Below are 22,209 nucleotides of genomic sequence, written 5' to 3' on the forward strand. Positions count from 1 at the left end.
GGGGGGGCGGGGGGGGCGGGGGGGGGGGGGGGGGGGGGGCGGCCCCTGTGGGGGGGGGTGGGGGTCTCTGCGTGGGGGGGGGGGGGGGGGGGGGGGGGGGGGGGGGGGGGGGGGGGGGGGGGGGCCCCCCCCCACGACCGGGGGTCCTGCGGGGACTGCGGCTCAGGCGGTCGGCTCGAGCTCGAAGTCGTAGGTGCTGCGGCGGGTGCCGCTGCCGTCGTCCTGCGGGTCGAGCACCAGCTCCGGCTTGGTCGCCTCGGCGACGTCGGAGTCGAGGTAGTCGCCACCGGCGAAGTAGAGCTGCGTGGTGATCGTGCGGTGCCCCTCGGCGCGCACCTGGATGTGCAGGTGGGCCGGACGCCACGGGTGCCACCCGGCGGCCTCGATGAGCTGGCCGGTGGGGCCGTCGTGCGGGATCTGGTACGGCGCGGGCTGGATCGTGTGGATCGCGAACCGGCCCTCCTCGTCGGTCACCACGACGCCGCGCAGGTTGCCGTCGGGCACGTGCGGGGCGAAGCCCGAGTAGTAGCCGTCGGAGTCGGCGTGCCAGATGTCGACCTCGGAGCCGGCGAGCGGCGTGCCGTCGGTGTCGCGCACCTGACCCTCGAGGACGAGCGGAGTTCCCTGCTCGTCGTCGCGGCGCGGCAGCTCGCAGGTCGACGACAGCCGGGCCTGGTCGGGCAGGAAGTAGGGGCCGAGGATCGAGCCCTTGGTGCCGGTCTGCGCCTTGGCGACCTGCTCCTCCACGGCGTGCTCGACGAACACGTCCATGAAGAGCGGCCACTCCCCTCCCTCGCCGACCTCCATCAGCCACGCCTTGGCGGCCTGGAACTCCGGGTAGGTGACGTCGTGCTCGGCGATCGCGCCGTGCACGCCCTCGAGGATCGAGGTGACGATCGCGGCGACCCGCTCGGGCGGGGTGTCGGCGACGTCGCGGGTGGCCGCGGTGGCCTTGAAGTTCTCGCTGGCGTTGGCGCCCGAGCCGGCCGCGGTGGGCGACGTGGTGGGCGACGTGGTGGGGTTGTCCTGCGTGGCAGTCATCGGGTTCTCCTTCAGTTCCGGTTGAGGATGCGGTTGACGTCGGTGGGGTTGACCAGGTCGGGCACGGTCCAGCCGTCGAGGTCGTACTCGGCCATCATCGACTCCGCGAAGCCCTTCATGGCCTCGGTCTCCCCCTGGGCCTCGGCGGCGAAGAGGATCTCGGCCTTCACGTTCTCGTGGTTGCCGGAGTAGTTGCGCTCGTAGAGCTCGTGGCGGCCGCCGAACTCGGAGCCGACGGCGTCCCAGAGCGCCTTCATCACCTTGACGCGGTCGACGGCGTCGTAGCCGTTGGAGCCACGGACGTACTTGTCGAGGTAGGGCCGGACCTCGGGGGTCTTGAAGTCGATCGCGTTGGAGTTGAGGTAGATCAGGCCCGAGGCGACGTCCTGCTGGATGATCTCCTTCACCCGGGGGTAGGCCTGGATCATCAGCTGTCGGTAGACCAGGCCGTAGTCGAGTTTCGGCAGCACCGTGCCGTTGGGCCCCTCGTCGGGGTTGAGCGCCATCGCGTCGGCCAGCGCGCGGAAGGCGTTGCGGAAGCCGATGACCTCGCCGACGCGGGTCTGCACGCCGCGGAAGTCCTTGCTGCCGGTGGCTTCGAGCGCCTTGAGGAGCAGGCCGGCGATGAAGTCGAGCTTCACCGAGAGCCGGATGCAGCCGTGGAAGGTGAACCGCGGGATGAAACCGGACTGCGGGAAGAAGCCGTTGATCTTGTCGACGTCGCCGTAGACGAAGATGTTCTCCCACGGCACGAGCACCTTGTCGAAGACGAAGATCGTGTCGTTCTCGTCCATCCGGCTCGAGAGCGGGTAGTCGAACGGGCTCCCCATCACGTCGGCCTGCATCGTGTACGACGGGCGGCAGATCAGCTTGACGCCCGGCGCGTCCATCGGGACGGTGCAGACGATCGCGTACTCCTTCTTCTTGATCGGGAGCCCGTAGTGCGCGATGAAGTTGTAGTTGGTGATCGCCGAACCGGTCGCGACGACCTTGGCACCGGAGACGATGACGCCCGCGTCGGTCTCCTTCTCGACCCGCATGAAGACCTCACCGGCCTCGTCGGGCGGCAGGTCGCGGTCGACCGGCGGGTTGATGATCGCGTGGTTCCAGTACGTCAGCCGCTCCTGGCTCTCCTTGTACCAGCGCTTCGCGTTGTCCTCGAAGGGTGCGTAGAACTCGGTGTTGCCGCCGAGCGTGCCGAGGAAGCTGGCCTTGTAGTCGGGGCTGCGACCCATCCAGCCCCAGGTCTGGCGGGCCCACGCCTCGATGGCGTTCTTGTCCGCGACGAGGTCGGCCGAGCTGTGCGGTGCCCGGAAGAACGGGTGCGTGTAGCCGCCGTTGCCGGTGTCGGTCGGCACCGTGAGCACGCCGGTGCCCTTCACGGCGTCCTCGTGGAGGGCGTCGTACAGGCGGGCGGTCATCCGGACCGGGTTGCGGAACGCGGGGTGCTCGGTGACGTCCTCGACGCGCTCGCCGTAGATCCAGATCTCCCGGTCGTCGCGGATGGACTCGATGTACTCGGCGCCGGTCATCGGGCGGACGTCGTTGACGCCCTCCTCGACGGTGCTGAGGGGACGTTCCTGTGTCGCGGTCATGAGGGTTCCCTTCGGAAGTGATGCGGGGTGGTGGTGCGGGTGGTGGTGCGGGTGGTGGTGCGGGTGGTCAGGCGCTGGTCGACAGGGCTGCCGACGCAGCGAGCGGCGTGAAGGTGGCGGTGGCGTCGAACCAGCCGCTGTCCGGGTTGTCGATCGAGCCGCCCCAGTGGACGCCGGTCTCGAGCGGGGACAGATGGCGGAAGGCACCGCCGTGGAAGAGCAGCGGGTCGCGGTCGTTGATGGAGACGGCCGTGACCTCGCCGATGACGATGAGGTGGTCGCCGCCGTCGTAGGTCCGCCATGGCCGGCACGAGATCGTCGTGGCCGTGCCCTCGAGGAGCGGAGCGGTGGGTCCCTCTCCCCAGGCAGGCGGCTCGTCGGCCGGTCGGCCGGCGAAGTGCCACGCGACGTCGAGCTGGTCGGCCGCGAGCACGTTGATCGTGAAAGCGTTGTCCTTCAGGTACTCGCACGCCTTGGCGGTGCGGCCCAGGGTGACCTGGGCCAGCGGCGGCTCGAGCGAGACGGCGGTGAAGGCGTTGACGGTCGCTCCGTGCGGCTCGCCCTCGTCGTTGGTGCAGGTCACCACGGTCACGCCGGTGGCGAACTGGCCGAACGCGTTGCGGAGGAGTCGGGGATCCATCGTGTCCACCTCCCAGTGGATGTACGCTGTGCGTACAATCTGTACGCGGTGCGTACTTCGACTGTGGCGGCCGTCACAGGTGAAGTCAACGGGTGGGAGCCCACGCATTGGTACGCATGCGATATCGACTCAGTGGGAGGACGACATGGTCGACGAGGTGGCGGGGACGTCCGGTGGTCCGGAGGTCTCGGAGCGCGACATCATCACCAGCATCGAGCGCGGCTTCGCGGTCCTGCTCGCGTTCGACACCGACCTCCCCGACCCGACCCTCGCCGAGCTGGCGTCCGCCACCGGCCTGTCGCGCCCCGCCGTGCGCCGGATCCTGCTGACGCTGCAGAAGCTCGGCTACGTCGCCCCGCACGGCAGTCGGTGGTCACTGACGCCGCGGGTCCTGACGATCGGGCAGCACTACGCCGCCACCCACACCATCGTCGAGGTGGTGCAGCCGCACCTCCTGCGGGTGACCGAGCTGACCGGCGAGTCCGCCTCGCTGGCCCAGCTCGACGGGGCCGACGTCGTCTACGTCGCGCGCGTCCACGTGCGTCGGGTGCTGAGCCTGAACGTCGACGTCGGCACGCGCCTCCCGGCCCACGCGACGTCGATGGGCCGCGTGCTGGCGGCGTACGGCGACGCGGCCACCGTGGAGCGCATCGTCGCGAGTGGCCTCACCGCGCTGACGCCGCGCACGATCACCTCCGAGATCGACTTCCGCAACAGCCTGCACGAGGTGCGTGCCCAGGGGTTCGCCGTGGTCGACAGCGAGCTCGAGCGCGGCTTCCTCTCCGCGGCAGTGCCCGTCCGCGAGCCGTCCGGCGACGTGGTGGCCGCGCTGGCGTACTCCACGTCGAGCAGCCGCACGTCGCCCGAGGAGGTCACCCGCGACGTGGTCCCGGTGATGCTCGAGGTCGCGGCCGGCGTCGAGCGCGACCTGGCCCTCCTGGCCAACCGCCGAGGGCGGCTCACACCCACCGTCCGCGACGGGTTCTTCTGACGGGGAGCCGTCAGGTGAGCTCGACCAGGCGAGCCAGCGTCCGCGCGAGCACCGGGTTGGTGTCGCCCGCGCGCGTGGCCACGACGAGGTCGACGCCCGACGTGCCGACGAGCGGCACGTAGACCACGCCGGGGACGTTGAGGACGGACGTCGGCTCGGGGACGACCGCGATGCCGAGCCCCGCGGCGACGAAGGTGACGAGCGTCGAGGTCTCCGCCACCTGGTGCACGACCTGGAGGTCGACGTCCGCGGCGGCGAAGAGGTCGTGGACGAGCGAGTGCATCACCGAGCGCCCGTTGCCCGCGTGGATGATCAGCCCCTCCCCGGCCAGGTCGGCGACGCGCAGCCGCTTGCGACCGGCGTAGCGGTGCTCCTGCGGCAGCGCGACGATCAGGCCCTCGTGGCGCACCGGCGCCACGTTGAGCCCGGAGCTGTCGGGCAGCCGGCGCAGCAGCGCGAGGTCGAGCGACCCGTCGTGGAGGGCGCTCGCCTGGTCGGGCGAGAGCATCTCGCCACGGAAGCCGAAGTCGACCTCGGGCAGCTCGCTGCGCATCCGCTTCGCCAGGACCGGGAGCAGGGAGTACGTCGCCGACCCGACGCAGCCGACCATGAGCCGCCCGGTACGACCGGCCGCGATGCGGGCCGCGACCGCACCGGCCTCGTCGACGGCGGCGAGGATCTCACGGGCATGGTCGAGGTAGGCCGCCCCCGCCGGGGTCAGGTCGACGCGCCGGGTCGTGCGGGTGAGCAGGGTGACGCCGAGCTCGGCCTCGAGCTGGCGGATCTGCTGGGAGAGCGGCGGCTGCGCCATGTGGAGCCGCTCGGCGGCCCGGCCGAAGTGCCGCTGCTCGGCGACGGCGACGAAGTAGCGGAGGTGGCGCAGTTCCATTCACTCATACTCGCAGAGTGTGAATGGATCAGAACTGGGTGATCGCGCATATCACCGACGGTCAGCGCGAGACCCAAGCTCCGAAGGTGCGGCGCGCAGGCGCCCAGTCCACCGAGCCCGAGTCCTCGTCGACGAACTTCACCGCCACCCGGACCCGCTTCGGGTCGCCCAGGCACTTCCGCGGGATCCGGACGGAGACCGGCTTGTCGTCGAACATGTCGGCGTGGGCGCGCATGCCCGGGCACTTCACGATCCGGGTCGGGCGCTCCCCGAAGAACTTGGTCACCGCAAGGCCACTGCCGAAGTCGGAGTTCGCGCGGAACGAGACGTGGAAAGTCGGCCTCGGCCCGGTCCCGGTGTCGATCCAGGACGAGTAGACCTGGCCCGCGTCGAGCGGCACGTCCGACCGGACGCTCACCTTGACCGCGTTCTCGTGCACGACCCGCACGCGCGTGATGTCGACCGACACCGAGTCGCCCACGGGGTCGTCGAACGCGGCGGAGTCCGCCGTCGCCGTGCCCGGCAGCGCGAGCAGCGCCCCCACCGTCCCCGCGACCAGTGCGCGAGCCGTACCCCTGCTGACGTCCATGCGTCTCCCTCCCCCTGGAACCACATCGTCGCGTCGACTGATCGCCGGTCGCAAGGGCCGAAGGTAGGTTCACGCGCATGCTTCCGGACGACCAGGGCTCCGCTCGCGTGTACGTCGACATGGTCGGCGACCTCTTCCACGCCGGCCACGTCGCCCTGCTGCGGGAGGCACGGAGGCACGGCGACCAGCTGGTCGTCGGCGTGCTGTCGGACGAGACGGCAAGGGCGTACAAGAGGCGGCCGATCATGACCCTCGCCGAGCGCGTCGCGGTGATCGAGGCCTGCCGATACGTCGACGAGGTCGTCCCGGACGCCCCGTTCGAGGTGACCCAGGAGTTCCTCGACGAGCACGCCATCACCACGGTGGTCCACGGCGACGACCTCTCCCCCGAAGCCGCCACGACGATCTACGGCCCGGCCGTCGCGTCCGGGAGGTACGTCGCCGTCCCCCGCACCACCGACCTGTCGACTACCGAGGTGATCCGCAGGGTGCTCGATGCCTCGGGTCACTGAGCGGCGCGTCGGACGACCACAACTCCCCGCGCCCGGCCGGCACCACGCTGAGTCGCGCAGCACCTCGAGACTTCTGGTCGTCCGACGCGCCGGGCGGTCTGCACCGGAGCCGAGCCGTGCCACGATCGGGCCGTGACCTCCCAGCCGGTGCTCCACCTGACCGTCGGCCTGCCGGGTGCGGGCAAGACGACGCTGGCGCGCCGGATTGCGGAGGCCGAGCGGATCGTGCGGCTCACGCCGGACGACTGGATGGCTCCCCTGTTCGGCGACAACGACGCGGGCGGGCGCCGCGACATCCTCGAGGGGCGGATGATCTGGGTCGCCCACGAGGTGCTGTGCAGCGGCGCGGGCGCGGTGCTGGACTTCGGGTGCTGGTCGCCCGAGGAGAGGTACGCCATCCGCGTGGTCGCCGAGTCGGCCGGTGGTCGCTTCGACCTCCAGCACGTCAGCCTGGACGAGGCCGAGCGTCGGTCCCGGGCGGCGGCCCGCTGGGAGACCGCGCCCGAGACCACGTTCCCGATGACCGACGACGACCACGACCGGTGGCTGGCGTCGTACCAGCCGCCGTCGACGGACGAGCTGTCCTACGCGCCGGTGCCCGACCCGCCCGCTGGCTTCGACACCTGGCTCCACTGGGCGAGCGAGCGCTGGCCGACCCTGCCGCGCCTCGACCAGCCCCTGAGCCTTTAGGACGTCAGACGTCTCAGTGACTCCCAAACAGATACTTCACTGTATCGAACGTCACGATTAGGTTCGATCCATGCCCGACATCGTCATCTGTGAACCCGTGCGCACCCCGGTGGGCCGCTACGGCGGCGCGTTCGCCTCGCTGTCCGCCGTCGACCTCGCGTCGACCACCCTCGCCGAGCTGGTGCGTCGTACCGGCCTGCAGGAGGGCGACGTCGACGACGTCATCCTCGGCAACTGCTACCCCAGCGGGGAGAACCCCGCCATCGGTCGCATCGCCGCCCTCGACGCCGGACTGGGCACCGGCGTCCCGGGACTCCAGCTCGACCGCCGCTGCGGCTCCGGCCTGCAGGCCGTGCTCTACGCCGCCTCGCAGATCGCCAGCGGTGGCGGCACCCTCATCGTCGCCGGCGGCGCCGAGTCGATGTCCAACGTCGAGCACTACGCGCTCGGCCTGCGCACCGGCGTCAAGGGTGGGTCCGTCGAGCTGATGGACCGCCTGGTCCGCGCTCGCGAGACCGCCGGCGGCAAGGACCACCCGGTCCCCGGCGGCATGCTGGAGACGGCCGAGAACCTCCGCAAGGAGTACGACATCTCGCGCGAGGAGCAGGACGAGCTCTCGGTCCGCTCCCAGCAGCGCGCCGGCGCCGCCCACGAGGCCGGCCGGTTCGCCGACGAGCTGGTGCCGGTCACCGTCCCCGGCCGCCGCGGCAAGCCCGACGTGGTCGTCGACCGCGACGAGCACCCCCGTCCCGAGACCACCCTCGAGCAGCTGGCCGGACTCCGCCCGGTGCGCGAGAAGCTCGACGCCGCGTCCACCGTCACCGCCGGCAACGCCAGCGGCCAGAACGACGGCGCCGCGATGTGCGTCGTGACCACCCGCGAGGAGGCCGAGCGCCGTGGGCTGCGCCCGCTGCTCGCGCTGCGGTCGTGGGCCGTCGCCGGCGTCGGCCCCGAGGTGATGGGCATCGGCCCGGTCCCCGCGACCGCCGCCGCCCTCGACCGCGCCGGGCTCACCCTCGACGAGATCGACCTGATCGAGCTCAACGAGGCCTTCGCCGCCCAGGTGCTGGCCTGCCTGCGCGAGTGGAAGGTCGACCCGACCGACGAGCGGCTCAACCCCAACGGCTCGGGCATCTCTCTCGGCCACCCGGTCGGCGCCACCGGCGCGCGCATCCTCGCCACCATGGCCCACGAGCTGCAGCGCCGCGAGTCGCGCTACGCGCTGGAGACCATGTGCATCGGCGGCGGCCAGGGCCTCGCCGCGATCTTCGAGCGGGTCGCGTGATGGGCGCCGCGAAGGTCCACCACGTCGTCACCGGCCGCGAGGACGCGCCCGTCGTCGTCCTCTCCAACTCGATGGGCGCCGACCTGCGCATGTGGGACGGCGTGCTCCCCGCGCTCGAGGAGCACTTCCGCATCGTCCGCTACGACACCCGCGGGCACGGCCAGTCGCCCGAGGCGCCCGGCCCCTACTCCATGGACGACCTCGCCGACGACTACGTCGCGCTGCTCGACAGCCTCGGCATCGAGAGGGCGCACCTCGTCGGCCTGTCGCTCGGCGGGATGATGGGCATGCGCCTCGCCGCCCGCGACCCCGAGCGGGTCGACCGCCTCGTCCTGCTGTGCACCGGCGCCTTCCTCGAGGTAGGCCCCGCCTACACCGAGCGCGCCGCCCAGGTCCGCGCCCAGGGCACCGGTTCGGTGGCCGAGGGCGTGGTGAGCCGCTGGTTCACGCCCGACTACCTCGAGCAGAACCCGGACGTCCGCGAGCACCACGTGGCCATGTGCGCGGCGACCTCCCCCGAGGGGTACGCCGGTTCGTGCGAGGCCATCGCCGCGATGGACCTGCGGCCCGACCTCGCGCAGATCAAGGCCCCCACCCTCGCGATCGCCGGAGCCGACGACCCGGCGACGCCGCCGTCGTACCTCCAGGAGATCGCCGACGGCGTGGTCGACGGCCGGCTCGTCGTCGTGCCCGACGCGGCGCACCTCGCCGCTGCGCAGCAGCCGGCGGCCGTCGCGGCCACGATCATCGAGCACCTGGGAGCGAAGTGATGGGCACCTCCAAGAAGATCGACAAGGTCGTCCCCAGCGCCGAGCACGCCGTCGCCGACGTCGCGCCCGGCTCCAGCCTGGCTGTCGGCGGCTTCGGGCTCGTCGGCATCCCGTGGACGCTGATCAGCGCTCTGCTCGACCAGGGTGCCGACGACCTCACCGTCGTCTCCAACAACTGCGGTGTCGACGGTGCGGGTCTCGGCCTGCTCCTCGAGGCCCGCCGGATCACTCGCGTCATCGCGTCCTACGTCGGTGAGAACAAGGAGTTCGGCCGGCAGTACCTCGCCGGCGAGCTGACCGTCGAGCTCACCCCGCAGGGCACCCTCGCCGAGCGGATGCGCGCCGGCGGTGCCGGCATCGGGGCGTTCTTCACACCGACCGGCGTCGGCACGATGGTCTCCGAGGGCGGCCTCCCGTGGCGCTACCACCCCGACGGCACGGTGGCCCTGGCCTCCGAGCCCAAGGAGGTGCGGACCTTCCACGGCGTCGACATGGTGCTCGAGGAGTCGATCGTCACCGACGTCGCGCTCGTCCGCGCGGCCAAGGTGGACCGCGCCGGCAACTGCGTCTTTCACGCCTCGGCCCGCAACTTCAACATCCCGGCCGCGATGTCCGGCCGCCTCACCATTGTCGAGGCGGAGGAGGTCGTGGAGATCGGCGACATCGACCCCGACGACGTCCACCTCCCCGGTGTCTTCGTGCAGCGCATCGTCGAGCTGACGCCCGCGCAGGCGCACGAGAAGGACATCGAGAAGCTGACCACCCGACCCCGAGAGGCGGCCCTGTCATGAGCTGGACCCGCGACGAGATGGCCGCCCGCGCCGCCCAGGAGCTGCACGACGGCGAGTACGTCAACCTCGGCATCGGCCTGCCGACCATGATCCCCGCCCACCTCGCGGCGGACTCGACGGTCACGCTGCACGCCGAGAACGGCATCCTCGGCGTCGGCCCCTACCCCTACGAGGACGAGGTCGACCCCGACCTGATCAACGCCGGCAAGCAGACCGTCACCGTGCTGCCCGGGGCGTCGTTCTTCGACTCCTCGCTCAGCTTCGCGATGATCCGCGGCAGCCACATCGACACCGCCGTGCTGGGCGGGATGCAGGTCTCCATGGCCGGAGACCTGGCCAACTGGATGGTGCCCGGCTCGATGGTGAAGGGCATGGGCGGCGCGATGGACCTCGTCAGCGGCGCCCGTCGGGTGATCGTGCTGATGGAGCACGTGTCCAAGAACGGGGCGGCCAAGCTGGTCGACCAGTGCACGCTGCCCCTCACCGGCCGCCGCGTCGTCGACCGGGTGATCACCGACCTGGGCGTCCTCGACGTCGCCGGCGACGGCTTCGAGCTCGTCGAGCTCGCGCCCGGCGTCACGGTCGAGGAGATCACCGAGAAGACGGGTGCACCGGTCCGGGTGCCGGTCGGGGTCTGACATGACGACCCCCGTGTCCGTCGACGAGGACCTGGCCGCACGCGTGCGTCGCCTGGAGGACCTGCACGCCATCGGGCAGCTCCGCGCGCACTACTGCCAGGCCCTCGACGACGGCCGCTGGGACGACCTGGTCGACCTCTTCACCCCCGACGGCGCCTTCGTCGGGCTCTCCACGGCGCGTGGCCACGACGAGCTGCGCACGTTCTTCGCCGACCTCCAGGACGGCTCGCTGTCGGCCTGGTGGCACTTCTCGTCCAACGAGACCATCGACCTCGTGGGCTCACCGGCCCACGCGGCGACCGGAGCGACGTGGCTCGACCAGCCGTGCGTCGTCGACGGTCGCGCCCACATCGCCGCCGGGCGCTACCAGGACCAGATGGTCCGTGGTGACGACGGCCGGTGGCGCTTCGCCGAGCGTCGCGTGACGTTCTTCTACTGGGTGCCCGGGGACGAGGACTGGGCCCCCGGCCGCTACGGCTGGGCCCCGGCCCGCGCCGCGGCCGACCCTCGCACCCTCGAACGGCTCCCCGCCGACACCTGACCGTCCACGCCTGACGGCAGACCAGTCCCGCCCGGTACGACGACGTGCCGGCGCTGTCCGAGCGCGCCCGCGCGCCCATCCGATCCGGAGACCCCCATGACCCACACCCTCACGACCCCGAGCTCCCCGCCGACGCCCGACCCGACGGGGCCGGTCGCGGACCGTCGTACCCTCGCGCGGGTCTGCACCGCGGTGCTGCTCGGCTCCGCGCTCGAGTGGTACGACTACTTCCTCTACGGCGCGGCCGCCGCGCTGGTCTTCGGCCAGGTGTTCTTCCCGAGCGCCTCCGACTCGACCTCGCTGCTGCTGTCGCTGGCGACCTTCGGCGTCGGCTTCGTGGCCCGTCCGGTCGGCGCGATGGTCTTCGGCCACATCGGCGACAAGCACGGCCGCCGCCCGGCGCTCATCGCGACCCTCATGCTGATGGGCCTCTCGACCACGGCGATGGCACTGATCCCCTCCCACGCGATGATCGGCATGGCCGCGCCCGTCCTGCTCGTCGTCCTGCGCCTCCTCCAAGGCATGGGCTCGGGCGCGGAGTACAGCGGCGCCTCGGTGTACGCCGTCGAGTACGCCCCGCCCGGACGTCGCGGCTTCTTCGGGTCGTTCTCCGCTGCGGGCGTCTACCTCGGGCTGGTGCTGTCGTCGGGCGCCCTGCTGCTGACCACGTCGCTGACCAGCGACGCGCAGTTCGCCGCGTGGGGCTGGCGGCTGCCGTTCCTCGCCAGCCTGCTGCTGATCGCCCTCGGCCTCTGGATCCGGCTCAAGCTCGAGGAGACCCCGGCCTTCGAGGAGGTCACCGAGGACGCCGCGCCCGCCACCGCCCCGCTGCTCACCCTCGTCCGGACCCAGTGGCGCAGCCTGCTGCTCGTGATGGGCCTCGTCGCCGCGCCGCTGTCCTTCAGCCACCTCTACCAGGTCTTCGCGCTGTCCTACATGGCCGACCACGGCTACGACCGGGTCACCGGCACCACCGGCCTGCTGGTCGCCGGGCTCGTCGTGATGATCACCGCGCCCCTCGCCGGCATCGCCTCCGACCGCTTCGGCCGACGCCCCGTGCTGATGGTCGGCGCGCTCTACGCCATCGCGTTCGCCTTCCCGTTCTTCGCGCTGGTCGACAGCGGCCGGCCGGTGCTCGCGATGCTCGCCCTCGCGCTCGCCCAGGGCGGCAGCGTCGGCATCATGTTCGGCGTGCAGGGCGTGGTGTTGTCGGAGCTGTTCAGCACCGCCAGCCGCTACAGCGGCGCGGCCGTCAGCCGCGAGTTCGCCGCGATCATCTTCGGCGGCTTCGCGCCGCTGATCGCCGTCAGCCTCGCCGCGTCGGCCAACGGCGCCTCGTGGCCGGTCGGCATCTACGTCGTCGTGCTCGCCGGGATCACGTTCGTCTCCGCGCTGCTGGCGCCGGAGACCTTCCGCGACAGCCTCACGGAGTCGCGCGAGGGCTGAGTCCTCGGCAGGCCGGGCCTCAGTAGCCGCTGGGGCTCGGCCAGCCGCGCTCGACGACGTACCAGGCAGCGGACGTCACCACCACGGCGACCAGGAGCGTGAAGAGCAGCCCGCCGGCCACCGGCAGGAACCAGCCGGGCGCCCGTCGCGCGCGCACGGCGACCAGCTTGACCACGACGGCGCCGAAGACCGCGCAGCCAAGGACGCCGTGCACGACCGCGCGCAGCGGCACGGGCTCGCCGGTGTGGAGGTGGCCGACCTCGAGGCCGAGCGCCCAGAGGCAGCTGTAGCCGACGAAGACCGCGAGCAGCAGCGTCAGCGTCCCTGAGACCCGGTGGGCCGTGCCGAGCCACGTCGGCGCCCGTCCGCCGATCCGTCCGTAGATCCAAAGGGCGCTGACCAGCTGGAGCACCACCAGCACCGCGATCACGAGCGACACCGCGACCTTCATCTCGATGACCGTGCGGAAGCCGAGGTCGGTGGTGCCGCTGAGCGTCGGGTCGTGCACCCGCCCGAAGACGCCGAGGAGCACCGCGACGACCGCGCCGGCGGCGAACGCCGCCAGCGGGACGGTCATGCTCCCCGGGCTGCGGGCTGCCGCATGGTCGGCCATGGGGTCAGGATCCTCCGCCCGAGCCGCTGCGGGACAGATGGAGCAGCGCGGAGATCCATATCTCAGGCTTATCAATCATCGCGGAACAAGTCCTTGTCCTCGATGAATATCCAGACCTACCGTGAATCAATCGCGCGACGGGTGACCGTCGTCACCCCGGTCCCGACCTGGACAGAAGAGGAGGCACGACCGTGGAGCTGCGCCACCTGCGCTACTTCGCCGCCGTCGCGGAGACCAAGCACTTCGGCCGTGCCGCGGACCGCCTCCACCTGGCGCAGCCCGCGCTCTCCCAGGCGATCCGCCAGCTCGAGGGCGAGCTCGGCACCCCGCTCTTCGTGCGCACCACCCGCCAGGTCGACCTCACCCCGGCCGGCGAGTTCCTCCGCGAGGAGGCCGCCCGGATCCTGGCCGCGATCGACGACAGCGTCCGGGGAGTACGACGCATCGCCGAGGGTCGCCAGGGCCTGCTGCGCATCGCCTTCACCGGGTCCGCGGCCCACACCCTGCTCCCGCGGATCGCGCGCACCGTCAAGCGCGAGCTGCCCGGCATGGCCCTCGAGATCCACGCCGACCTGCTCACCCCTGCCCAGGTCGCCGGCCTGACCGACGGCAGCCTCGACCTCGGCGTGCTGCGTCCGCCCACGTCCGGCGACGCGCTGACCCTGCGCACGATCGCCCGCGACCCGCTCGTGCTGGCGGTCGCTGCCGACCACCCCCTCGCCGAGAAGGCCGAGGTGTCGATGGCCGACCTGCGGACCGAGGACTTCATCCTGTTCGTCGGGAGCCGGTCGGTGGTGAACGACGCCGTCCTCCGCAGCTGCCGCGAGGCCGGCTTCACCCCCACCGTCGCCCACGAGGCACCCGGGACCACCGTGATGCTGCCCCTCGTCGCCGCCGGGCTCGGCGTCGCGCTCGTGCCGGCCGCCACGCGCGCCGCGCCGCTCGACGGTGTGGTGTTCCGCGACGTGAGCGATGCGGCGTACCTCGACCTCGCCCTCGCGTGGCGCACCGACGACACCGACCCTGCCCTGCTCGCCGTCCTCGAGGTGCTCGAGGCCGCGGGCCTGTTCTCCCCCACCACCCCCGATTCCGCCCCCGATTCCGCCACCGAGCTCGACGAGGCCGTCCGATGAAGATCACCCAGGTCGAGGCGATCCCGTTCGCCATCCCCTACCGCAAGCCGCTGAAGTTCGCGAGCGGCGAGGTGCACGTCGCCGAGCACGTGCTCGTGCGCGTGACCACCGACGACGGCGTCGTCGGAGTCGCCGAGGCCCCGCCGCGGCCCTTCACCTACGGCGAGACCCAGGCCGGGATCATCGCGGTGATCGGCTCGATCTTCTCCGGCCAGGTCGTCGGGCTCGACCTGATGGAACGCGAGCAGATCCACGCCCGCCTGTCCCGCACGGTCGGCAACCCGACGGCGAAGTCCGCGCTCGACATGGCCATCTGGGACGCCCTCGGCCAGTCGCTGGGCTACAGCGTCACCGAGCTGCTCGGCGGCTACACCGACCGGATGCGCGTCTCCCACATGCTCGGCTTCGACGAGCCCGCCGCGATGGTCGCCGAGGCCGAGCGGATGCGCGACACCTACGGCATCACCACCTTCAAGGTGAAGGTCGGGCGCCACCCGGTCCGCCTGGACACCGAGGTCGTCCGCGCCCTGCGCGTGGGCCTCGGCGACGACGTCGAGCTGTACGTCGACGGCAACCGCGGCTGGTCCGCCTCCGAGTCCGCGCGGGCGATGAAGGAGATGGCCGACCTCGGCCTCACCTTCGCCGAGGAGCTGTGCCCCGCCGACGACGTGGTCGGGCGCCGCTGGCTCGTGAAGCAGCTCGACGTGCCCTTCATCGCCGACGAGTCGGTGGTGACCCCGGCCGAGGTGACCCGCGAGATCCTCGGTGGCTCCGCCACCGCGGCCAGCATCAAGACCGCCCGCACCGGCTTCACCACCAGCCGCCGGGTGCACCACCTCGCCGAGGGCCTGGGCATCGAGCTCGTGATGGGCAACCAGATCGACGGCCAGCTCGGCTCGCTCTGCTCGGTCGCCTTCGGCTCGGCCTTCGAGCTCACCTCGCGCCGCGCCGGCGAGCTCTCCAACTTCCTCGACATGACCGACGACCTGCTCGCCGAGCCGCTCGAGATCCACGGCGGCGAGCTCGTCGCCCGCTCCGGGCCCGGCCTCGGCGCCGTGCTCGACCCCGACAAGCTCGCGCGCTACCGCCAGGACTGACGCGCGATCCCCACCCACCCGACGTACACCAGCACCCACCCCACCCGAGGAGCACCACCATGAGCACCACCCTGAACGAGAGCCTGAACGAGACCGGGACGGCCAGCGCGGCAGCGTCCGGCGCCAGCGCCACCGAGCGCTTCCACGCCGACAAGTCGCCCTTCGACGCCGTCAAGGACGTGCCCGCCGAGCGCGTCGACACCGTGGCCCGCGAGGTCCTCGACGCGATCTACGCGACCGTGCGCAAGCACAAGGTCACCTACGACGAGTTCAACGCCCTCAAGGCGTGGCTGATCAACGTCGGCGAGGACGGCGAGTGGCCGCTCTTCCTCGACGTGTGGCTCGAGCACGTCGTGGAGGACGTCGCGACCGAGCACCGCGAGGGCAACAAGGGCTCGATCGAGGGCCCCTACTACGTCCCGAACGCCCCCGAGCAGGGTGCCAAGGGCACCATCCCGATGCGCGACGGCGAGGGCGGTACGCCGCTCGTGTGGAGCGGCCAGGTCACCTCGACCGACGGTTCCGCGCTCGGCGGCGCGAAGGTCGAGCTCTGGCACGCCGACGACGACGGCTTCTACTCGCAGTTCGCCCCCGGCATCCCGGAGTGGAACCTGCGCGGCTCCTTCACCACCGACGCCGACGGGTTCTTCGAGATCACGACCGTGCAGCCTGCGCCGTACCAGATCCCGACGGACGGCTCCTGCGGCAAGCTCATCGCCGCCGCCGGCTGGCACGCCTGGCGTCCGGCCCACCTGCACGTCAAGGTCTCGGCCCCCGACCACGAGCTGCTCACCGCGCAGCTCTACTTCCCCGGCGACGAGCACAACGACGACGACATCGCCTCGGCGGTGAAGCCCGAGCTCGTCCTCGACCCGCAGCAGCAGGCCGACGGGTCCGCGACAGTGGCCTACGGCTTCGTCCTCGACCCCGCGAAGGCCTGATCGCCGATGCTCTACCACGTGCGCATGGACGTCCGGATCCCGCTCGACATGGATCCGGAGGTCAAGGCCGACCTGGTCGCCCGCGAGAAGGCGTACGCCCAGGAGGTGCAGCACTCCGGTCGCTGGCCGCACCTGTGGCGCGTCGTCGGGGAGTACGCCAACGTCTCGATCTTCGACGTCGAGTCCAACGACGCGCTCCACGACCTGCTCTCCGGGCTGCCGCTGTTCCCCTACATGGACATCCAGGTCACGCCGCTCGCGCAGCACCCCTCGTCGATCGTCTGAGACCCAGATCACACGGAACCGGGAATGGGCAGGGCGGGTGCGTCGTTAGGTTGATTGAATCGTCAACTAACTGACGCACCCGACCTCCCAGGAGCCCCCATGTCGATCTTCCGCCGCAACAAGCCCACCGCCGCCCCGGCTGCCCCGGCCGCCCCCGCCGCCCCCGTCGCCGTCCTCGAGCGCGACTCGATCACCGGCGCCTACGTCATCGACGCCAGCCACAGCCGCCTCGGCTTCTCGGCCCGCCACGCGATGGTCACCACCGTCCGCGGCCAGTTCGCCGACTTCGACGGCACCGCCACGGTCGACGCCGAGAACCCGGCCGCCTCGTCCGTCACGATCAACATCCGCCCCGCGAGCATCTCGACGGGCACCGCCGACCGCGACGGCCACCTGGTCTCCGGCGACTTCTTCGACGTCGAGAACTTCCCGGCGATCACCTTCGTCTCGACCGACGTCGAGCGCGACGGCGCCGAGTGGACCATCACCGGCGACCTGACCATCAAGGGCGTCACCAAGCCCGTCACGATCCCCTTCGAGGAGACCGGCACCGCCGTCGACCCGTTCGGCAACACCCGCGTGGGCTTCGAGGGCGCGACCACGATCAACCGCAAGGACTGGGACCTCTCCTGGAACGCGGCCCTCGAGACCGGCGGCGTGCTGGTCTCCGAGAAGATCAAGCTCGAGTTCGACGTCTCCGCGATCAAGAGCGCCTGATCACGTCCCCCACGAGCAGCGCGCACGAGCCCGGACCCGGTGGTGTCCGGGCGCGTGCGCGCTTCCTTGTCTCCTCCACGGCGTCCTTCACCCGCAGCCTGCTGCGGCTGAACCCGGTGCCGCCCGGCCAGCACCGCGTCGCCCTGCGCGCCGGCCTCAGCGTGGCGGTGCCGCTGCTCACGCTCGTCGTGACCGGCCACACCTCGTGGGCGGTCTACGCCGCCTTCGGTGCGTTCACCGCTCTCTACGGCCGTAGCCGGGTGCACCTGCCGCGGGCCGTCATGCAGGCCACGGCCGGGCTGACCCTCGTCGCCGCCGTCGGGCTCGGCGCCCTCGTCTCCGCCGTCGGCGTGGGTCCGTGGACCCTGGTGCTCCTCAGTGCCCTCGTCGCCGCCGGCGGTTCGGTGGCGTCGACCGTCTTCGACTGGCACCCGTCCGGGCCGCTCTTCGCGATCTTCGCCTTCGGCACGGTCGCCTCCGCACCGGCCGGCTTCTCCGACGTCCCGGTCGCGCTGGCCGTCTCCGCCGCGAGCGCAGCCCTGGCCGTGGTGATCGGCAACGTCGGCGCCGTCGCGCGGCGTACGCCCTGGACCTCTCCCCCGCCGCTGCGTGCTCCCCGGTACGTCGACCCGTTGCGGTACGTCGTCGTGGTGACCCTCGCCGGTGGTGCCGCGACCGCGGCCGGCATCGGCCACCCATGGTGGGCGATGGTCGCCGCCGCCGCGCCGCTCAGCGTCAGCGGTCGCGACCACCAGGTGCTGCGCGCCAGCCACCGCATCGTCGGCACGCTGCTCGGCCTGCTCGTCGCCGCTCCCCTGCTGCTGCTCGGGCTCGACCCGGTGCCGCTCGTGCTCGTCGTGGTCGTGCTGCAGATCGTCACCGAGCTCGTGGTGGGCCGGAACTACGGCATCGCGATGCTGTTCATCACCCCGATGGCCCTGCTGATGGGCCAGCTCGGCTCCTCGCAGGGACCCGGCGCGCTCCTCTTCGACCGAGGCGTCGAGACCTTCATCGGTGCCGTCGTCGCAGTGATGCTGATCCTCGTCGAGCACGGGCGCGACGAGGTCGCTCGCTGACCACCGCCTGAAGCCCGGTCTGGACCGGGCACGCGGCGCCCAGCCTGCGCGCGGCACATACCCAAGCGGGGGCCTTGACGCCGCCGGGGCGCGGGTGGAGGTTCGATCCCATCCCCGGGGGAGCCGCTGCACGCTGAGGGATGGGCTCCCACGTCGCCTTGGAGGGTGCCGTGTTCCGCTCAGACCGCCGTCCCGTCGTCGCCGCAGCAACCCTGGCCCTCGTGGCCCCTGCCGCCGTCGCCGCCTTCGCCGTGGGGCCTGCGCCCGCGGCGTCTGCCCACAAGGGCGGCGGGCACCATCCGTCGTCGCACTCGACGTCCGACAAGGCCGTCTTCTTCGCCTCCGACGGCATGCGCCAGGACCTCGTCGAGAAGTACGCCGACCAGGGCGTGATGCCGACGATGAGGAAGTTCCTCAAGAACGGCGTGAAGGCGCGCGGCAACGGCATGCTCACCCAGGCGCCGCCCAACACCGGCGCCGGCTGGTACACGATGGCGACCGGCGCCTGGCCGGGCGTGACCGGCTCGACCAACAACACCTTCCACAAGAACGGCGACCCGTTCGGCACCAACCGCACCGCCGCCTTCGACAACGGCGTGCTGCAGGCGGAGTCGATCGCCCAGGCCGCCGAGCGCGGCGGGCTGGAGGTCGCCCAGATGGAGTGGGCCGGTGGCCGCAACGCCTCCATCCAGGGCCCGACGATCGACTTCCAGAGCTTCTTCTCCGGTCGCGGCGTGGCCACCAACTTCATCGGCCAGAAGGGTGACGCGCTCTTCGACGACGCGCCCTTCATCACCTCCTTCGGCCTCCAGTTCGACCACCCGGCCGGCTACGCCGGGCAGGCGCCGTTCGCCGCCGCCGCCCCCACCGCGGCCACCGGCTGGTCCGGCGTGCCGACGTCGTACAGCCCCGCCAAGGAGATGCGGCTGCGGGTGCTCGACGCGGGCGTCGACAAGTACGGCCTGAACGCCTACATCTACGACAGCCGCAACGACGGCCGCACGAAGTACGACCGCGTGCTCTTCTCCCCCACCAAGAGCGGGGCCGACGCGGTCGGCGACCTCAAGCAGGGCGAGTGGGCCGACGTGAAGGTGAAGATCGTCGGCGGCGCGCTGGCCGGCAAGACCGCCGGCATGCTGGTCAAGGTCGAGACCCTCTCCTCCGACCTCTCCCGCGTCCGGCTGTTCCACACCTCGGTGACCCGCGCGATCGCCAGCTGGCCGACGTGGCCGGGCGAGCCGGGCTACACCGACTTCGACGAGTACCTCGCCGCCGAGTTCCCGACCTCGACCGCGGCCGACTTCGCGATCCTCGAGGCAGGCGTCACGAGCGAGGAGACCTACGTCCAGCAGGGCCTCTACTGGTCCACCGGCCACTGGCCGATGCTGGAGTACATCGCCGAGACCTACCAGCCCGACCTGCTCATGGTCGGCATGCCGACGACGGACGAGTTCCAGCACCAGTTCCTCGGCCTGATCAGCAAGAAGCTGCCGAACGGCGCGGCCAACCCGGCGTACGACGACGTGGACCTCGACGGCGTCAAGGACGGTCGAGTCAAGGAGCGGTCGGCGTTCATCCGCGAGGCCTACCAGGAGTCCGACCAGACGCTGCGCCTGGCGCGGTCGCTGGTCGGCAAGGACCCGACCACGTTCGTCGGCTCCGACCACGGCTTCGCGCCGCAGTTCCTCGCCGTCGACGCCAGCCTTCCACTGGTGGAGATGGGCCTGCTGTCTAAGCCGCAGACCTCGAACTGCCGCACTGCCACCGGTGAGACGATCGGCAAGGCGAAGGCCTGCTGGGCCGGCGGCGCGCTGCAGATCTACCTCAACCTCGCCGGGCGCGACCCGGCCGGAGGCGGCCTCCAGCAGGTGGCGGCCGCCGACGAGGCGGCCACGGTCGCGGCCATCAAGGCGAAGTACCTCGGCCTGACCGACCCCAACGACTGGACCCACGACGGCAACCCCGAGGGGTGGACCGTCATCGACCGCGCCTTCACCAAGGCCGAGTCGCGCTACATCCCCAACGGTCCGGGCAGCACCGCCGACATGGCGCACCCGACCCGCACCGGCGACCTCGTGGTCTTCGCCTACCCGCCCTACCAGTTCGACGCGGAGACCCCGGGCACGCTCGTCGCGCCGTCGCACTTCTTCGGCCAGCACGGCTACGTCCCCGACGTCCAGGTGCTCGACGCCAACGTCAACATGCGGGCGACCTTCCTCGCCGGCGGTGAGGGCATCGGCCACGGCAAGGTGACCGCCCGGTCGATCGACCTCGCCCCGACGCTGGCGTTCCTGCTCGGGATCCCCGAGCCGCAGCACAGCCAGGGCAAGGTCCTCCTCGACGTGTCGGAGGAGGGAAAGACGTACACGCCCGTGCCGATCGTCGGGCTGAACGACTTCCACGGCCAGCTCGACCCGACGACGCGGGCCTACGACAACGCGATCAACGCGCGGGTCGGCGGTGCGTCGTTCCTCGCCACGATGTTCGACGAGGAACTCTCGGCCCTGCCGGGCCAGGGCCTGATCCTCGCCGGCGGTGACAACGTCGGCGCCTCTCCCCCGAACTCGGCGCTGCTGGAGGACATGCCCGCGATCGACGTGGAGAACGCCTGGGGCCTCGACGCGACGTCGTACGGCAACCACGAGTTCGACTACGGCGTCGCGCGGCTGCTGCAGCACCAGGCGCGGGCCGACTTCCCGTTCCTGGCCACCAACATCGTCGACGCGGACACCGGAGAGGCACCCGACTGGGTCACGCCCTCGAAGGTGTTCCGGGTCAACGGCGTGAAGGTCGGTGTGATCGGGGCCGGGCTGAAGGAGACCCCGGAGCTCGTCGCCGCCGGCGCCACCGAGGGCCTGGAGTTCCTCGACGAGGGCCCGCGCATCAAGGCGGAGTCGGAGCGGCTGCGCCGGATGGGCGTGAAGGTCCAGGTCGTGGTGATCCACCAGGGCACGGCGCTGGGCAGCAACCCGACCGGCAACACGCCGGGCGCGGCGTGGGAGGGCCCCATCCTCGACATCGCCGACGCGCTGCAGGACACGACCGTCGACGCGATGGTGGTCGGCCACACGCACCGGGTCTCGAACCTGATGCGCGGCGACATCCTCATCACCGAGGGCGTCAACGCCGGGGCGTCGTACTCCGTGCTCCAGCTGATGGTGCGCAACGGCGACGTGGCGTGGGCCGGCGGCGCGACCCGGGTCGCCAAGACGCTCGGCGTCACCGGACGTGCGGACGTCCAGGCGATCGTCGACGACGCCAACGCGCAGACCGCGGTGCTGCGCAACCAGGTCATCGGCACGCAGGCCAACGACGTCCTTCGCGACCCGACCCGGCTGCACGAGTCGGAGATGGGCAACATGGTGGCCGACGCGATGCGCGGGAAGTACCCCGGCATCGACGCGGCGTACACCAACTCCGGTGGCCTCCGGCAGGACCTCGTCTGCTCGCCGCCGAGCGCGGGCGAGGCCCCCTGCGAGATCACGTGGGGCGAGATGTTCGCGGTGCTGCCGTTCGGCAACCGCACCACGATCCTCACCCTCACCGGTGCCCAGCTGCGCCAGGCGTTCCTCAACGGGTTCTCGCCGGTGTGCAACCCGGCGATCGCCACCGGGCGCTTCCCACAGGTCTCCGGGCTGCGTGCGACGTTCCACTGCGAGGGCACCACGCCGGTGGTCGACGGCATGTGGAAGACACCGGACGGGATCGGCGGGACGCAGACGCCCATAGCCGACGGTGACTCGGTGCGGCTGGTGACCAACGACTTCATGTACACCGGCGGTGACGGCTACACGATCTTCGCCCAGGGCACCAACGTCCTGCAGCCCGGCGACGACCTGATGCAGATCGCGATGGACTACGTCGGGGCCAACAGCCCGGTTGACCCGCAGGTCGAGGGGAGGCTCACCCAGAACTGACGGGAGCGCCTC

Annotated in this window: 22 protein-coding genes; 16 read left to right on the top strand and 6 right to left on the bottom strand. The window is 71.5% G+C overall.

Going from position 1 to position 22,209, the window contains the following annotated elements; all coding sequences use genetic code 11:
- Window positions 1-162: 162 nt before the first annotated feature.
- The 3 genes from catA (J2X46_RS21815) to J2X46_RS21825 form a co-directional block, all read right to left on the bottom strand.
- Complete coding sequence (gene catA / locus J2X46_RS21815; protein WP_310254334.1) at window positions 163-1,041, bottom strand: catechol 1,2-dioxygenase; 879 nt, start codon at window positions 1,039-1,041, stop codon at window positions 163-165.
- Window positions 1,042-1,052: 11 nt separating this feature from the next.
- The gene (locus tag J2X46_RS21820; protein WP_310254336.1) at window positions 1,053-2,636 is read right to left on the bottom strand and encodes a 4-hydroxyphenylacetate 3-hydroxylase N-terminal domain-containing protein; all 1,584 of its coding nucleotides are present in this window, start codon (window positions 2,634-2,636) and stop codon (window positions 1,053-1,055) included.
- Between the two features lie 67 nt (window positions 2,637-2,703).
- The gene (locus tag J2X46_RS21825) at window positions 2,704-3,276 is read right to left on the bottom strand and encodes a flavin reductase family protein (RefSeq protein ID WP_310254338.1); all 573 of its coding nucleotides are present in this window, start codon (window positions 3,274-3,276) and stop codon (window positions 2,704-2,706) included.
- 145 nt (window positions 3,277-3,421) lie between these two features.
- On the opposite strand from J2X46_RS21825, the gene J2X46_RS21830 reads away from it, so the two are divergent.
- Complete coding sequence (locus tag J2X46_RS21830; RefSeq protein ID WP_310254340.1) at window positions 3,422-4,267, top strand: IclR family transcriptional regulator C-terminal domain-containing protein; 846 nt, start codon at window positions 3,422-3,424, stop codon at window positions 4,265-4,267.
- A 10-nt stretch (window positions 4,268-4,277) separates the two neighbouring features.
- Here J2X46_RS21830 and J2X46_RS21835 read toward each other — a convergent pair whose 3' ends face one another.
- Both J2X46_RS21835 and J2X46_RS21840 read right to left on the bottom strand, forming a co-directional pair.
- On the bottom strand, window positions 4,278-5,156 hold the full coding sequence (locus J2X46_RS21835) for a LysR substrate-binding domain-containing protein (protein WP_310254341.1): 879 nt from the start codon (window positions 5,154-5,156) through the stop codon (window positions 4,278-4,280).
- A gap of 61 nt (window positions 5,157-5,217) precedes the next feature.
- Window positions 5,218-5,745, bottom strand: a complete 528-nt coding sequence (locus tag J2X46_RS21840) for a hypothetical protein (protein WP_310254343.1) — start codon at window positions 5,743-5,745, stop codon at window positions 5,218-5,220.
- Between the two features lie 77 nt (window positions 5,746-5,822).
- Here J2X46_RS21840 and J2X46_RS21845 point away from each other — a divergent pair, with 77 nt between their 5' ends.
- The 8 genes from J2X46_RS21845 to J2X46_RS21880 all read left to right on the top strand — a co-directional run bounded on the left by J2X46_RS21845 (window position 5,823) and on the right by J2X46_RS21880 (window position 12,418).
- Window positions 5,823-6,257, top strand: a complete 435-nt coding sequence (locus J2X46_RS21845) for an adenylyltransferase/cytidyltransferase family protein (protein ID WP_310254344.1) — start codon at window positions 5,823-5,825, stop codon at window positions 6,255-6,257.
- Window positions 6,258-6,389: 132 nt separating this feature from the next.
- Window positions 6,390-6,947 carry an ATP-binding protein gene (locus tag J2X46_RS21850; RefSeq protein WP_310254347.1) on the top strand — a complete coding sequence of 186 codons (558 nt, stop codon included), beginning with the start codon at window positions 6,390-6,392 and terminating at the stop codon, window positions 6,945-6,947.
- Window positions 6,948-7,017: 70 nt separating this feature from the next.
- Window positions 7,018-8,232, top strand: a complete 1,215-nt coding sequence (locus tag J2X46_RS21855; protein WP_310254349.1) for an acetyl-CoA C-acetyltransferase — start codon at window positions 7,018-7,020, stop codon at window positions 8,230-8,232.
- A complete protein-coding gene (pcaD, locus tag J2X46_RS21860; protein WP_310254351.1) occupies window positions 8,232-9,002 on the top strand; it encodes a 3-oxoadipate enol-lactonase in 771 nt (256 codons plus the stop codon). The genes J2X46_RS21855 and pcaD overlap by 1 nt, the downstream gene beginning before the upstream one ends.
- Window positions 9,002-9,793, top strand: coding sequence for a CoA transferase subunit A (locus tag J2X46_RS21865; RefSeq protein ID WP_397215658.1), 792 nt, complete (start codon window positions 9,002-9,004; stop codon window positions 9,791-9,793). The genes pcaD and J2X46_RS21865 overlap by 1 nt, the downstream gene beginning before the upstream one ends.
- Window positions 9,790-10,431 (top strand): CoA transferase subunit B, encoded by a 642-nt coding sequence (locus tag J2X46_RS21870; RefSeq protein WP_310254353.1) that lies wholly within the window; start codon window positions 9,790-9,792, stop codon window positions 10,429-10,431. Before J2X46_RS21865 ends, J2X46_RS21870 begins: the two co-directional genes overlap by 4 nt.
- Before the next feature lies 1 nt (window position 10,432).
- A complete protein-coding gene (locus J2X46_RS21875) occupies window positions 10,433-10,972 on the top strand; it encodes a nuclear transport factor 2 family protein (RefSeq protein WP_310254354.1) in 540 nt (179 codons plus the stop codon).
- 96 nt (window positions 10,973-11,068) lie between these two features.
- Window positions 11,069-12,418, top strand: coding sequence for an MFS transporter (locus J2X46_RS21880; protein ID WP_310254355.1), 1,350 nt, complete (start codon window positions 11,069-11,071; stop codon window positions 12,416-12,418).
- 19 nt (window positions 12,419-12,437) lie between these two features.
- Here J2X46_RS21880 and J2X46_RS21885 read toward each other — a convergent pair whose 3' ends face one another.
- A complete protein-coding gene (locus J2X46_RS21885; protein WP_310254357.1) occupies window positions 12,438-13,031 on the bottom strand; it encodes a DUF6529 family protein in 594 nt (197 codons plus the stop codon).
- Between the two features lie 191 nt (window positions 13,032-13,222).
- Between J2X46_RS21885 and J2X46_RS21890 the strand changes: the two genes are divergently transcribed.
- From J2X46_RS21890 to J2X46_RS21920, 7 genes are all read left to right on the top strand, one after another.
- The gene (locus J2X46_RS21890; protein ID WP_310254359.1) at window positions 13,223-14,164 is read left to right on the top strand and encodes a LysR substrate-binding domain-containing protein; all 942 of its coding nucleotides are present in this window, start codon (window positions 13,223-13,225) and stop codon (window positions 14,162-14,164) included.
- The gene (locus J2X46_RS21895) at window positions 14,161-15,261 is read left to right on the top strand and encodes an enolase C-terminal domain-like protein (RefSeq protein ID WP_310254360.1); all 1,101 of its coding nucleotides are present in this window, start codon (window positions 14,161-14,163) and stop codon (window positions 15,259-15,261) included. Before J2X46_RS21890 ends, J2X46_RS21895 begins: the two co-directional genes overlap by 4 nt.
- A gap of 59 nt (window positions 15,262-15,320) precedes the next feature.
- Window positions 15,321-16,202, top strand: a complete 882-nt coding sequence (catA, locus tag J2X46_RS21900; protein WP_310254361.1) for a catechol 1,2-dioxygenase — start codon at window positions 15,321-15,323, stop codon at window positions 16,200-16,202.
- A gap of 6 nt (window positions 16,203-16,208) precedes the next feature.
- On the top strand, window positions 16,209-16,487 hold the full coding sequence (catC, locus tag J2X46_RS21905; protein ID WP_310254363.1) for a muconolactone Delta-isomerase: 279 nt from the start codon (window positions 16,209-16,211) through the stop codon (window positions 16,485-16,487).
- A gap of 99 nt (window positions 16,488-16,586) precedes the next feature.
- Window positions 16,587-17,204 (top strand): YceI family protein, encoded by a 618-nt coding sequence (locus J2X46_RS21910; RefSeq protein WP_310254365.1) that lies wholly within the window; start codon window positions 16,587-16,589, stop codon window positions 17,202-17,204.
- A gap of 116 nt (window positions 17,205-17,320) precedes the next feature.
- A complete protein-coding gene (locus J2X46_RS21915; protein ID WP_310254367.1) occupies window positions 17,321-18,280 on the top strand; it encodes an FUSC family protein in 960 nt (319 codons plus the stop codon).
- Window positions 18,281-18,450: 170 nt separating this feature from the next.
- The gene (locus J2X46_RS21920; RefSeq protein ID WP_310254369.1) at window positions 18,451-22,197 is read left to right on the top strand and encodes a 5'-nucleotidase C-terminal domain-containing protein; all 3,747 of its coding nucleotides are present in this window, start codon (window positions 18,451-18,453) and stop codon (window positions 22,195-22,197) included.
- Window positions 22,198-22,209: the final 12 nt, after the last annotated feature.

This window comes from Nocardioides sp. BE266 (assembly GCF_031457855.1).
GTDB lineage: Bacteria > Actinomycetota > Actinomycetes > Propionibacteriales > Nocardioidaceae > Nocardioides.

Bases quoted from the DNA above. Each gene is read 5' to 3' on its own strand.
- catA (WP_310254334.1), bottom strand. From the start codon at position 1,041: ATGACTGCCACGCAGGACAACCCCACCACGTCGCCCACCACGTCGCCC.
- J2X46_RS21820 (WP_310254336.1), bottom strand. From the start codon at position 2,636: ATGACCGCGACACAGGAACGTCCCCTCAGCACCGTCGAGGAGGGCGTC.
- J2X46_RS21825 (WP_310254338.1), bottom strand. From the start codon at position 3,276: ATGGATCCCCGACTCCTCCGCAACGCGTTCGGCCAGTTCGCCACCGGC.
- J2X46_RS21830 (WP_310254340.1), top strand. From the start codon at position 3,422: ATGGTCGACGAGGTGGCGGGGACGTCCGGTGGTCCGGAGGTCTCGGAG.
- J2X46_RS21835 (WP_310254341.1), bottom strand. From the start codon at position 5,156: ATGGAACTGCGCCACCTCCGCTACTTCGTCGCCGTCGCCGAGCAGCGG.
- J2X46_RS21840 (WP_310254343.1), bottom strand. From the start codon at position 5,745: ATGGACGTCAGCAGGGGTACGGCTCGCGCACTGGTCGCGGGGACGGTG.
- J2X46_RS21845 (WP_310254344.1), top strand. From the start codon at position 5,823: ATGCTTCCGGACGACCAGGGCTCCGCTCGCGTGTACGTCGACATGGTC.
- J2X46_RS21855 (WP_310254349.1), top strand. From the start codon at position 7,018: ATGCCCGACATCGTCATCTGTGAACCCGTGCGCACCCCGGTGGGCCGC.
- pcaD (WP_310254351.1), top strand. From the start codon at position 8,232: ATGGGCGCCGCGAAGGTCCACCACGTCGTCACCGGCCGCGAGGACGCG.
- J2X46_RS21865 (WP_397215658.1), top strand. From the start codon at position 9,002: ATGGGCACCTCCAAGAAGATCGACAAGGTCGTCCCCAGCGCCGAGCAC.
- J2X46_RS21870 (WP_310254353.1), top strand. From the start codon at position 9,790: ATGAGCTGGACCCGCGACGAGATGGCCGCCCGCGCCGCCCAGGAGCTG.
- J2X46_RS21875 (WP_310254354.1), top strand. From the start codon at position 10,433: ATGACGACCCCCGTGTCCGTCGACGAGGACCTGGCCGCACGCGTGCGT.
- J2X46_RS21880 (WP_310254355.1), top strand. From the start codon at position 11,069: ATGACCCACACCCTCACGACCCCGAGCTCCCCGCCGACGCCCGACCCG.
- J2X46_RS21885 (WP_310254357.1), bottom strand. From the start codon at position 13,031: ATGGCCGACCATGCGGCAGCCCGCAGCCCGGGGAGCATGACCGTCCCG.
- J2X46_RS21895 (WP_310254360.1), top strand. From the start codon at position 14,161: ATGAAGATCACCCAGGTCGAGGCGATCCCGTTCGCCATCCCCTACCGC.
- catA (WP_310254361.1), top strand. From the start codon at position 15,321: ATGAGCACCACCCTGAACGAGAGCCTGAACGAGACCGGGACGGCCAGC.
- catC (WP_310254363.1), top strand. From the start codon at position 16,209: ATGCTCTACCACGTGCGCATGGACGTCCGGATCCCGCTCGACATGGAT.
- J2X46_RS21910 (WP_310254365.1), top strand. From the start codon at position 16,587: ATGTCGATCTTCCGCCGCAACAAGCCCACCGCCGCCCCGGCTGCCCCG.